The 12,312-nt window shown below is 60.2% G+C and carries 11 protein-coding genes and 1 tRNA gene; 3 read left to right on the plus strand and 9 right to left on the minus strand.

What is annotated here, in order from left to right:
- The first annotated feature begins 75 nt into the window (after positions 1–75).
- Positions 76–765 (plus strand): Ltp family lipoprotein, encoded by a 690-nt coding sequence (locus B9Y51_RS02000; protein WP_085528617.1) that lies wholly within the window; start codon positions 76–78, stop codon positions 763–765.
- A gap of 250 nt (positions 766–1,015) precedes the next feature.
- On the plus strand, positions 1,016–1,588 hold the full coding sequence (locus B9Y51_RS02005) for an Ltp family lipoprotein (RefSeq protein WP_245826023.1): 573 nt from the start codon (positions 1,016–1,018) through the stop codon (positions 1,586–1,588).
- A gap of 240 nt (positions 1,589–1,828) precedes the next feature.
- On the opposite strand, the gene B9Y51_RS11020 is transcribed toward B9Y51_RS02005, so the two are convergent.
- The 9 genes from B9Y51_RS11020 to B9Y51_RS02045 all read right to left on the minus strand — a co-directional run bounded on the left by B9Y51_RS11020 (position 1,829) and on the right by B9Y51_RS02045 (position 11,780).
- The gene (locus B9Y51_RS11020) at positions 1,829–2,254 is read right to left on the minus strand and encodes a hypothetical protein (protein WP_143467959.1); all 426 of its coding nucleotides are present in this window, start codon (positions 2,252–2,254) and stop codon (positions 1,829–1,831) included.
- 460 nt (positions 2,255–2,714) lie between these two features.
- Positions 2,715–2,790, minus strand: a tRNA-Asn gene (locus B9Y51_RS02010).
- Between the two features lie 91 nt (positions 2,791–2,881).
- Positions 2,882–4,762 carry a DNA primase gene (gene dnaG, locus B9Y51_RS02015; protein WP_048679386.1) on the minus strand — a complete coding sequence of 627 codons (1,881 nt, stop codon included), beginning with the start codon at positions 4,760–4,762 and terminating at the stop codon, positions 2,882–2,884.
- A 60-nt stretch (positions 4,763–4,822) separates the two neighbouring features.
- Entirely contained in the window at positions 4,823–6,127 is a 1,305-nt protein-coding gene (locus tag B9Y51_RS02020) for a deoxyguanosinetriphosphate triphosphohydrolase (RefSeq protein WP_048679389.1), read from the minus strand.
- 101 nt (positions 6,128–6,228) lie between these two features.
- Positions 6,229–7,401 (minus strand): tRNA dihydrouridine synthase DusB, encoded by a 1,173-nt coding sequence (gene dusB, locus B9Y51_RS02025; protein WP_085528618.1) that lies wholly within the window; start codon positions 7,399–7,401, stop codon positions 6,229–6,231.
- A 91-nt stretch (positions 7,402–7,492) separates the two neighbouring features.
- Positions 7,493–8,857: an aspartate aminotransferase family protein gene (locus B9Y51_RS02030; RefSeq protein ID WP_085528897.1), complete on the minus strand. Its 1,365-nt coding sequence runs from the start codon at positions 8,855–8,857 to the stop codon at positions 7,493–7,495.
- A gap of 151 nt (positions 8,858–9,008) precedes the next feature.
- Positions 9,009–9,398: an MGMT family protein gene (locus tag B9Y51_RS02035; protein ID WP_245826024.1), complete on the minus strand. Its 390-nt coding sequence runs from the start codon at positions 9,396–9,398 to the stop codon at positions 9,009–9,011.
- A gap of 20 nt (positions 9,399–9,418) precedes the next feature.
- Complete coding sequence (locus B9Y51_RS02040; RefSeq protein WP_245826025.1) at positions 9,419–10,381, minus strand: GNAT family N-acetyltransferase; 963 nt, start codon at positions 10,379–10,381, stop codon at positions 9,419–9,421.
- A gap of 16 nt (positions 10,382–10,397) precedes the next feature.
- On the minus strand, positions 10,398–11,780 hold the full coding sequence (locus tag B9Y51_RS02045) for a glycine--tRNA ligase (protein ID WP_048679396.1): 1,383 nt from the start codon (positions 11,778–11,780) through the stop codon (positions 10,398–10,400).
- 169 nt (positions 11,781–11,949) lie between these two features.
- Between B9Y51_RS02045 and B9Y51_RS02050 the strand changes: the two genes are divergently transcribed.
- On the plus strand, positions 11,950–12,189 hold the full coding sequence (locus B9Y51_RS02050) for an RNA-binding S4 domain-containing protein (protein ID WP_048679399.1): 240 nt from the start codon (positions 11,950–11,952) through the stop codon (positions 12,187–12,189).
- Positions 12,190–12,312: the final 123 nt, after the last annotated feature.

The raw sequence follows: 12,312 nt of genomic DNA on the forward strand, positions 1-12,312 counted from the left end.
CTATCTACCCAAATGGCGAGCGACCACATACAATCTATCCAGGCCGCACTCAGGCCCCACACAGAAAGAACCATCATGAAATCTCGCACCATCATTCCCGCACTTGCTGTGGCCACTCTCGCTCTCGCAGGTTGCAGCCATGCCGATAATTCGTCGTCCTCCGCTAGCCCCAGCTCCAGCGCATCGACTTCTTCGTCCAGCGCCTCTGCGACCCCGACCGAGGCCGCATCCGCATCGGAAGCTCCTGCAACGGAGTCGCCGTCCGTCACGGAGACGACTCCGGAGGATTCTCCGTCGGATTCAAGCTCCGAGACCGACAGTACGGAGGCCGCGCAGACCGAAGCGCCCGCACCGGCGGACTCACCTGCGCCGTCACAGGCAGCGCCTTCGTCTGCTCCTGCGGATACCGCGCCCGATGCAAACCAAGCCCCCGCCCCGGCACAGCCGAACGCCGGTGGATCGAGCGTCAACTCGTCGGCACTCCGCAAAGCTGAGCAGTACTCCAGCATGATGCACATGTCTAAGCTAGGCGTCTACGACCAGCTCACCTCAGAATATGGAGAAAAGTTCTCTCCGGAAGCCGCGCAGTATGCCATCGACAATATGAAGTCCGACTGGAACGCCAATGCTCTGGCGAAGGCGAAGGACTATCAATCCCAGATGAATATGTCTCCTGAGGCGATTAGGACCCAGCTCACCTCCGAGTACGGCGAAAAGTTCACCCCGGAAGAAGCAGACTACGCAATTCAACACCTCAACGGCTAAAGCCACAGCTCCTCGACGGAAACCCCGCTGACCTTTCGTAGGTAAGCGGGGTTATCCCAGGAGCCACTCGGCTTGAGGCAATCCCCTTTGAGTCGCGCCACGCGCCCATAGATCATTCGGCCGCGAACAAACGGCTCGCATGGTGAGGCACTGCTTGAGGTACCTCGGTTTTCCCGAGGCTTCATGTCCCCATCAATTCGCAACAGCAGGCATACACCTGTGCATTCCCTCAACACCAGGAGATCCCCCTTTGGAAAACCAGCCCAACGCACCCCAAAACAACCAGCAATGGCAGGGTCACGATAATCAGCAGTGGCAAGGCCACTATGGAAACGTCCAGCAACCGAAAAAGAAGCGCCGGGGGCCATTTGGATGTCTCGGTTGCCTCGGCATCATCGTCGTCATTGTGATCATCGCCGTGATCGTCATGGTTGCCAATGGGGCAAATTCGAACCATGACTCAAATTCTGGGGGTAATTCGCAATCCAGCTCTTCGGACGGTTCTGGAAAGAGCGATGACACTCCCGCTGATTACAAGGCCGCCCTCAAGAAGGGACAGTCCTACGCTCAGACCATGAATATGTCGAAACAAGGCATTTACAATCAGCTCACCTCAAGCGTGGAGCAGTTCACTCCGGAAGCGGCACAGTACGCAATCGATCACATCGATGCGAACTGGAACGAAAATGCCCTCAAGAAGGCGAAGGATTACCAGTCCCAGCAGAATATGTCACCCGAAGCAGTACGGACGCAGCTGACTTCTGAGATCGAGGGTTTCACTCCTGAGGAAGCGGACTACGCGATCCAACATCTCAACGGCTAGATCTGCTCCAAACAATAGGGCTCCCACTGACCGGCACGGTATGTGGGGGCCCTTTTGCGCAGTAGATGAATGGTTGAGGACGCCGTCGAGAAGGAAGTGACTGAATCCGTGACGTATCCACGACGCTTCACTCTCACTCGCCGACCTGCGGCCTTCACCTTCAATCGACTTCGAATTGATATTTGCAGGTAATAAAAAGCCCCGCCCACCACAGAAGGTGAGCGGGGCTTTGAAACCGACTTAGTAGATGCCGTTTGGACTCACTGCGCCTTGGTTAACATCTCGCACGACCGATGAATCTATCGGTGTGCTACTGGGCGTCACGATGGTCCCGCCGGTCACGCTGGTGATCACGATTTTATTTTTAATTCGGCCTGTGGTCGTTTTTGACCCACCATCCTGAAAAGTGAACAATATGTCCGGAACGCCTGAAGCCGTGCTGACTTTCGGCAAATTTGTACCGGCCGGCAAGGTCCAGGTGATCGTTGTGGTTCGTGTGGAAACGTTGTAGGCACCACGGCTGACGGAGCCTAAGCTGGCAGAAACCGTGAAGGCCCGTTCATCCGTTGCAGCCGTTAATAGTCCCTCTACGTTCAAGGATATGACCAGTGGCGCTTGCAAAGTCATCGGAGTTCCGGCGGCGGGCACCCCCAAATCCACGTACACGCTGTTAAGGTAGCCGTCGGCGCCTCCTCCGCCGTCAAAAAGTACCCCTAAATCCGGATTCGTCGGCGAGGCTGCCTACGCTGGCATGGAAGCGGTTGCCACGATAACCGGCGCGCTCCAGGCGCCGCCCTTGATGATACTTCGACGCCGAAGTCCTGTATGTTCCATGGTCCCCCACCCAAATGGCTACTGACCTGCGCAAATGCACAGAAGTCTCAATGTGACCCACACTCTACTCCCTAGTACTTCAAAAGAGTTAACTTCCGACCAGGCCAGTGGATTCGAATCGAGAAACCTTGAATCACCCCACCTGCAGAGGCCCCGGGGCCGGTATCGGGTCGACGGTCTTGGGTTGGACAGTGTCGAGTTGAATCCGTGACTTAACCGCGCCTTTGGCCGTTTTCGGGCACAAAAAATGCCGGGACACTAGGCCATGTGGCCCGGCATCCCGGCAATCTCTTGGCTCCCCCGACTGGACTCGAACCAGTAACCCTTCGATTAACAGTCGAATGCTCTGCCAATTGAGCTACGGGGGACCGTTACTCTCAGCGTTCTTCAACGCTTGCAACAGCACTAAACTTTACAGGCTCGGCTGGGGGTTCGCAAAACGATGGCGGGTGACCCTTGTCACCGATACTCCGAAAGCTGCCGACGTTTGTACTCCAGGTCGGCTATCTCCCGCTGGATGCTGCGGAATCGATCAGCCTCGGTGACGGCATCGACCCGTTCGAGCTCACGCACTTTATCCCGTTGCCGAGCGCTGAGCTCCTGCTGAAGCAGGCTATTGAGAATCGAGACGGCGTAGGCCTCGAGCTGGCGTTGGCTCGAGGCCGGCAACGGCGCCACGGTCAGCTCGGCAAGCAAACCGTGCGTTGCCTCGTGGGCGTGACCTCGAATCGCGTTGATCCACCCTGTACCTGAAGTGGGGGTCATCTCGCCGGCCGCAGCGAGGATCCCACGGAGCAACTCATAGTGGACCCGAAACCTCACCCGGATCGACCCCAGGGCATCCCACTGGGACTGTTCCACGAGCTCCGGAACCTGAATCAACACCTCCAGAGCCTGACGTTCGCGCCGGGCCGCGGGATCCCTGTAATCCGGCACCTCAATCTGTGGCGCCCCCACGGAACCGTGATCCGACGCCGCCGCGACGGCTTCCACCTCGTCCCGACGTCGTTCCGAGGGCTTGCGCGCTTCCGCTTGGACGGCCTGATCCAGTTCCTGAAGGTCCACTCCGATCCATCGGGACACTTCACGCTGATAACCGTGCCTGAGAACGGAATCGCGGATCGAGGCGACCATGGGCGCGACTGCCTTCATGGCCCGGTAGCGCCCCTCGATGCTGTCCAGGTCGAAGTCCCTCAGAGTAACTCGGATCGCGAATTCGAAGAGGGGACGCTTATCTTCAAGCAGGTCGCGGACGGCGCGATCCCCCCGTTTGAGCCGGAGATCGCACGGGTCCATACCGTCTGGGGCCACGCACACGTACGTTTGAGCGGTGAACCGTTGGTCCTCCTGAAACGCGTGGAGGGCCGCCTTTTGCCCCGCCTCATCGCCGTCGAACGTGAAAATCACCTCTCCGCCGCTACCGTCATCTCCCAGTAGTCGACGAACGATCTTGATGTGTTCGGTGCCGAATGACGTTCCGCAGGTGGCCACCGCAGTTTCGATTCCGGCCAGGTGCGCAGCCATGACGTCGGTGTATCCCTCGACCACCATGATCTGCTTCCCTTGTGCAATCTTCCGCTTGGCGAGGTCGATGCCGTAGAGCACTTGAGACTTCTTGTAGAGCTGCGTCTCAGGGGTGTTGAGGTATTTGGGGCCTTGATCGTCGTCGAAGAGCTTGCGAGCACCGAAGCCAATGGTTTCGCCCGTGATATTGCGGATGGGCCAGATCAGTCGACCACGGAAACGGTCGTACAAGCCGCGTTGCCCTTCCGAGAACATACCGGTGGCCTTGAGTTCCTCATCGGAAAACCCCTGATCACGGAGGTGCTTCAGGAGATTCGACCAGCCTTGAGGGGCGAACCCCACCCCGAATTTCTTCGCCGCCTCCCCATCGAAGCCACGGCCGCCAAGGAACGCTTGGGCCACTTGGGCCTGACGGGTATAGAGCTGGCGCTCGAAAAATTCCTGGGCAATCTTGTGCGCATCAATCAGGCGCTGACGGCGACCCTTCTCCTCGCGCGTCGGCCCGCTCCCCTGCTCGTAGTGCAGTTCGTAACCGATGCGTGCGGCCAAACGCTCCACAGTCTCGGCGAAGCTGGTATGTTCCATCGCCATCAGGAAAGCGATGACGTCGCCCGATTCTCCGCATCCGAAGCAATGGTACGTACCCATTTGGGGCCGCACGTGGAACGACGGCGTCCGCTCATCGTGGAAAGGGCACAAACCCTTGTAGGAGCCAATGCCGGCGGATTTGAGGGTGACAAAGCCTTCGACGATCTCCCGAATATCGCTTCGGGAACGTACCTCATCGATGTCTTCGCGTCGTATCAATCCAGCCACAAGGGTCAGTTTATCTGGGGCCCGCAAGTCACGGGCTGGTCTTCGCGGAACGTGGACATCTCACCACAGGGGCTTATCGCCGGTGCGCCAATTCAGGCCGGTGATGCGATCGTGGAGACGCACCGCAGAAGAATCCGTGAGCGAAGCGACCTGGTCAATGACCAAACGTAAGCGCCCGGCGTCGTCGGAGGGGTCGGTTTCCCGCCAATCGGCAGCGAAAACCGGATCAAGGTACATGCCGTCCGTCTCGACCAGAGCTTCAACCACTACCGTCAGCATCTCGCGCTGATTCTCGTACATGGGCCCTTGGTCTCGGACCGCCATCACGAAAGCGGTGGCGATACCTTTCATCACCGCGATCTCGGTCAGAGTCTCCCGAGGGATTCGCAATTGGGCATCGTATCGGGTGAGACGTCCGTCGCCGTATTCAGCACGGGTCGCCGCAATGGCATCACCGGCGAACCGACCGATCAACCGGCTGGTCAGCGCCTTCAGCTCGGCCATCGAGGCTCGGGTACCCGTCATGCTCGGCAGCCATTCCTTCAAGTTCCGAAGACGCCCCAACGCCTCCTCCAACTCGGAGGGCTCGGCGTCGGGCAGGTACAACCGTTGCGTCCAGCTCAGCACGCGTTCCCGCTCGGCCGTGCGGTCCATCCAGCCCAACTGCACATGACCGGCAAAGACGGCATCCTCGACGTCGTGGACGGAATAGGAAATGTCGTCGGCCAAGTCCATGACCTGCGCTTCTAGGCATTTCTGACCCTCCGGGGCTCCGTCTCGGAACCACTCAAATACCGGGAGATCATCCTCATAGACGCCGAATTTCTTGCTTCGCACGCCGTCTTTCACCGGAGCGTCTTCGCGCTTCCAGGGGTATTTGCAGGCCGCATCGAGGCTCGCGCGAGTCAGGTTCAACCCACAGGGTTGGCCGTCAGGCATAGTGACCTTGGGTTCGAGCCGACTCAGCAGTCGAAGAGTTTGCGCGTTTCCTTCAAAGCCACCGGCGGATTCCGCAATCGCGTTGAGGGCCGTCTCGCCGTTGTGGCCAAAAGGCGGGTGGCCGAGGTCGTGGGCCAAACACGCGGCGTCGACGACGTCGGGGTCACACCCAATCATCCGGCCGACTTCTCGCCCCACCTGGGCAACTTCCAAGGAGTGTGTCAGCCGGGTCCGAATGAAGTCGTCCGAATTCGGTGAAACGACTTGAGTCTTGAAGCCCAGCCGACGCAATGCCGAAGAATGCAAGACTCGCGCCCGGTCCCGTTCGAAGTGACTGCGATACAGGTTCTTGTGGTTCTCCGGGAGCCACCGCTCGGAATCGCGCGCGGTGTAACCAGGCTGCTGGGGATCCATCGGGGAAGACATCGAGCGGGCACCTTGATCGGGGACGTTGGGTCATGCCCACAGTACCGCGTGATTCCGCGGAAGGACGGAGTTTTCCACAGCATCCGCGGGTCGGGTCACGCTTAGCCGCCCGAAATGTCCAATTCGGCATCGGCGAGACCCAGACGTTCCGCGTCGCCCAAGATTCGCGAATTCAACCAACCGTCCGGAAGATGGGGCTTCTTCGGTGACCCCGCCCTGCCACGCGGTCCCTCAACATCGGCACCAGGATAAGGGAGGGAAAGGTCCAGTTGATTGAGCAGGTCACGGAATTCGTCGAGCGTGGCAACCTGCGCCATGCTGGCACGAAGTTCGCCACCAACGGGGTAACCCTTGAAATACCAGGCGATATGCTTACGGATCTCGCGCATGCCTCGATGCTCATCATGGAAGGTTTCGACGAGTAGTTCGGCGTGCCGATAGATGATGTCGGCGACTTCGGCCACTCCAGGGCGGAAGCGATCCGTGCGTCCCTCGAAAGCTGCCTGCAGGTCACCAAAGAGCCACGGACGGCCCTGGCAACCGCGCCCAATCACCACGCCGTCTACGCCCGTCTGCTCGACCATCCGAGCGGCGTCTTCAGCCGACCAGATATCACCGTTACCGAGCACGGGAACGTCCGGAATTGCCTCTCGCAGTTCCGCGATGGAGTCCCAATCGGCTTGCCCCGAATAGTGCTGCGCCGCGGTCCGACCATGAAGCGCGATCGCGGCCACACCAGCGTCGCGGGCGGTCTTGGCGGCGTCGAGGAAGGTGATGTGATCATCGTCGATCCCTTTGCGCATCTTCACGGTCACGGGGATATTCGCTCGTGATGCCTCGCGTACGGCCGTGGTCACGATGGCTTCAAAGAGGTCGGTTTTCCACGGCAGGGCCGAGCCCCCACCGTTTTTGGTGACCTTGGGAACCGGACAACCGAAATTGAGGTCCACATGGTCCGCTCGCCCCTCCTCGGCGACCATCCGGATGGCCTTGCCCACGTTGACGGCATCCACGCCGTAGATCTGGATCGAGCGGATTTTCTCGTCGGAGTCGTGCTCGATAATGCGCAAGGACTCGGGGCGGCGTTCCACCAAAGCGCGGGCCGTGACCATTTCGGTCACGTACAACCCTCCACCGTACTCGCGGCACAGGCGCCGAAAAGCACGGTTCGTCACGCCTGCCATCGGCGCCAGAACCACGGGAACATCGACCGTGAGCGGCCCAAGACGCAGTGGTGGCAGTGAAAGGCGGGTGGGAGCGGTTGCGGTAGTCACCCAGCGATTTTCTCACAGGCCACAACGGTTGCACACGTTTCGAGCGCACATTGTGGGTGGAGGAACATTCGCATGTGGCGGCACTCTCGGGTCAGACGACGTGGGCATCCGCGACGTCGAGCGCCCGATCGATGATCCTCAAGCCCTCTTCCGCCTGGTCCTGAGTGATATTCAGCGGGGGTGCCACATGAATACGGTTGTAATTCGCGAAAGGAAGCAACCCTAGCTTTTTCATGGTGCCGATGAGTTCGTTCATTTCCGGGGAGCTTCCGCCATAGGCAGCCAAAGGCTCACGGGTCTCGGGATTCTTGACGAGTTCGATGGCCCAGAAACACCCCAGGCCCCTGACTTCGCCGACAGAGGCGTGGTTCTTGGCGATCTTCTCGAGGCCAGGTCCGAAGACTTCCCGCCCCATCCTTTCGGCATTCTCGATCATGCCTTCATCCGCCATCGTGCGGATGGTAGCTACGGCAGCGGCACAAGCCAGCGGGTGGCCAGAATACGTGAGACCGCCCGGGTAGGCCCGTTCGCGAAAGGTCTCAAAAATGTCATCCGAGATGGCGACGCCGCCCAGCGGGACGTAGCCAGAATTCACGCCCTTGGCGAAGGTCATGAGATCGGGGACGACGTCCCAATGGTCCACGGCAAACCAAGCTCCAGTGCGACCGAAACCCGCCATGACCTCGTCCGCGATATACACCAGGCCGTAACGGTCCGCGAGATCGCGAACCCCCTTCAGGTATCCGGGCGGGGGCGCGTAGATGCCGGCGGTTCCCGGCACCGTTTCGAGGATGATGGCCGCGATCGTCTCGGGCCCTTCCAGAATGATGGTGTCCTCAAGGTGTCGAAGGGCTCGCTCGGTCTCTTCTTCCAGAGTTTGCGACCCAAAATACGAGCGATATGGGTAGGACGGCATGAAATGCGAGACCCCGGCGTCACCGTAGTCGCTCGCGAAACGGCGGGTATCCCCCGTGACATTCACGGCCAGATCGGTCCCACCGTGATAGCTGCGGTATGCGGAAAGAACTTTCCGACGTCCCGTATGCAACCGAGCCATACGGATCGCGTGCTCTACGGCTTCTGCCCCACCATTGGTGAAGAAGATGTGATTCAAGGTCCCGGGTGTCCGCCCCGCGATGAGCCGGGCAGCTTCGGAACGTGCGTCGTTGACGTGGGAGGGCGCGATCGTACACAGCTTCGCGGCCTGATCTTGAATGGCTTTCACCACAACAGGATGCTGATGGCCGATGTTCGTATTGACCATCTGGGACGAGAAGTCCAGGAGCTTGTGGCCGGCGCCGTCCCAGACGTACGAGCCTTCGGCCTTGGTCACGGTCATGGGGTCCAGGGAACCCTGGGCCGACCAAGAGTGAAAAATGTGCTTCCGGTCCAGGGCATAGGCTTCTCTCCCCGCGGCGAGCTCGGCCTCGCTGGGGCCCGCCGCCAGCCCGTCCATGGGATCCGTGGACTCGGTATGACCTCGATCAATTCCGTTCATCGGACTACCTCCTGGTTCGTTTCCCCTGGTCGGGGCCCTGTGGACCAGTGTAGGTACTCATGCCCGGAATCGCGCACCTCGGCGCTCCCGCGGCGAGGCGGCCCCTCGGTTATGAATCACTATCTGAGGCAGCATCGGACGGGAGATCTTCGACGGCTCGTTCGAAATTCGCGGTCAGTATCACGACGTCGGCGGCGACGTTGGACAGCCGAACCCGAAGCGTGCCATCCGACGGCGCTTCCTGCCCGGTTTCATGTGCCGGGCGAAGCAAACCCTCGCGTTCCCAATGCTCGCGGACCCTTTGGTGGTGACCGGGAATTTCGCCTCGGGCGTTGACCACCCGCCACCACGGGACGTTGGAGCCCCAGCGCGCCATGACGTTGCCAACGACCCTTGGCGACTCCCCCACGATCTTGCCGATCGTCCCATAAGTCGCGACCTGCCCCTCAGGGATTCCTTCGACCGCCCGCAGAATCCTCTCGAGACGCAGGTCATCCACGATGCGACTCCTTCTTGGCCCTAACGGTCCGCGAGGACCAAAGCCTCTTCCTCGACCTCAGCGGTTCCACGCTCGATCAATGCATCGGCCAATTCGGACAGCACGCTCATCGAGTCATCCACCTGGAAGACCACCGGGTATTGAGCCACGAGGAGCGCGAGCAATTGCTCGACGTCCTCGGCCGCACGTGGGGCGTTGATGTCGTAACCGAGGAGAACTTCCGTGGGCTCGTCCTCGGGAATCTCCCGACCGGGGGCATCGGCATCGAGGGAGCGGTAGCTGACCGCAAAGGCGCTGATCGGCCCCTTTTTCCCGTCATGTTGCGCGGCAATCACGTCGTCACGAACGACAATCGCGCCAAACGCCTCCGCTTCGTCCGAGAGGAACAACCGATTCACGCGACCCAACGATTGTTCTGCCGGCGGGTCCCACTCGTGGACGGACCGATAGAAATCCCAGAGCGCCTGAGTGAGTTCGAGTGACCCCGTGGCGAGATCCTCTACCGCCTGATCGAGGCGGTCGGCGTCGTCGGCCCGAAGAGGCTGCGGGGCCAAAGCCCCCGCGTTGACGCGCACCATGCGGGTCCGCTGAATCGAGCCCAGGCCCGCCCATTGTGCGAAACCCGCACCGGAGGTTTCTGGCACGATCTTGGTTCGAAGAGCCGAGACGCCGGACGGCGAGGTGGCGGCCTGTTCCCGCAACTGGTCCAGGATGAGCCGGCCGACGCCGCGTCGTCGATGGTCCGGCGCCACCTCGACGTAGGCCCAGAGCCGAGCGTCGTGCAGTGACGTTTCGTACACGGTTCCGGCCGCCACGGGAATCCCCTGGTGCTCGACCACGATCGACCTTTGCCACGGCGAATCCGTGTCTGGGCCCAATTTGGCGCGAAACACGGAGGCCTGGATGTTGTCGGCGTCGGGCCAGATCTGCATCAGTTGCAGGTCATCGCCCTCTTGCCACGGTCGAAGGGTGTAATCCGTCACCACGTTCTCCTGTTCGCTACTTGATCAGCCGGCCGGCCAAATACGAGGCCACCTGGTCCAGGCTGACGCGCTCCTGCGCCATGGTGTCGCGTTCACGGATGGTCACCGCCTGGTCGTCGAGGGTATCGAAGTCGACGGTGATGCAGAACGGGGTTCCGATTTCGTCCTGGCGACGGTAGCGGCGACCGATGGCACCCGACGTGTCGTAGTCGACGTTCCAGTTCTTCCGCAGTTCCGCGGCGAGCTTCTCGGCCGTCGGGGTCAACGTTTCCTTCTTGGACAACGGCAGGACCGCAGCCTTGACGGGTGCCAAGCGGGGGTCCAACTTGAGGACCGTCCGAGTGTCGACGCCGCCCTTGGCGTTCGGGGCCTCATCCTCGCTGTAGGCATCCACGAGGAACGCCATCATCGAACGCGTCAAGCCGAAGGACGGCTCGATGACGTACGGGACGTACCGTTCCCCGGTGGCCTGATCGAAGTATTCAAGGCGGGTATTGGAATGGTCGTTGTGTACGCCGAGGTCGTAATCCGTCCGGTTGGCCACGCCCATGAGCTCCCCCCACTCATTGCCCTGGAAACCGAACTTGTACTCGATGTCGATGGTCCCCGCAGAGTAGTGCGCGCGATCATCCTCAGGTACGTCGAACTGCCGCATATTCTCAGGGTTAATACCGAGGTCCACGAACCAGTTCCAGCAGTCCTCGACCCACCGGTCAAAGTACTTCGGGGCATCTTCCGGGTGCGTAAAGAATTCGATTTCCATCTGTTCGAATTCACGAGTGCGGAAAATGAAGTTTCCCGGAGTGATTTCGTTGCGGAACGCCTTGCCGATCTGCCCGATTCCGAAGGGGGGACGCTTCCGGGAAGCCGTGACCACATTGTTGAAATTCACGAAAATGCCCTGAGCGGTCTCGGGACGCAGGAAGGTCATGCCCTCTTCGTTGTCCACGGCGCCGAGGTAGGTTTTCATGAGACCCGAGAACTGTTGCGGTTCGGTCCACTGCCCGGGCTGGCCCGTTTCGGGGTCATTGATGTCGGCCAAACCGTTGACCGGCGGGTGGCCGTGCTTGGCCTCGTAGGCTTCCAGCAAGTGATCCGCACGGTACCGACGGTGCGTGTGCAAGGACTCCACGAGCGGATCGGTGAAGGTCTCGACGTGCCCAGAGGCCTCCCACACGGCCTTCGGCAAGATCACCGAGGAGTCCAGTCCCACCATGTCCTCGCGGGAACGCACGAAGTTCTGCCACCACAACTGACGGATATTTTCCTTGAGTTCGGTACCCAGGGGGCCGTAATCCCACGCCGAGCGAGAACCGCCGTAGATCTCACCCGCCTGAAAAACGAATCCGCGGCGCTTGGCCAGCGTGATGACGTTGTCCAGCGTGGACTTAGGTGCCATAGGTATTGCTCACTCCATAGGTCGTCACGCGCCATCGGGGGTGTCGCGTGCAAAGGGTCAAATCTCTCCCGCCCAGCCTACCGGTTTGACTCCTAGGTCGCCCATCCCGGCTGTTCACGATCATGCGGGTCTCCATGCTTCCCCCAAGCGAAACGGATAGGCTCATGACATGACGAGTCGAAATGAATCCGTGGAAGTGATCGAGATCCGGGACGACATGATCCGCTTGGGCCAATTACTGAAATTGGCAAACCTGGTGGGCGACGGATTGGAGGCCCGCGAAGTCATCGCTGAGGGGCACGTCAGCGTTAATGATGAGGTAGAAACGCAACGCGGCAAGCAGATACGTCCGGGCGATAAGGTACGCCTGGGCGATATGACGATCCAAGTTCAACGCGCTGAAGCCTAAGTTCCGCCTCCTCAAAAATACATTCTGCAACCACATCAATTAAGACGGATCTCTCATGAACGCTTTAATTCAGCCTCTACGACGGGTCAAGCACGCCGGTTTGGCGCTCAACAAATCTTCGCG

Source organism: Kocuria massiliensis (genome assembly GCF_900169715.1).
Classification (GTDB): Bacteria; Actinomycetota; Actinomycetes; order Actinomycetales; family Micrococcaceae; genus Rothia; species Rothia massiliensis.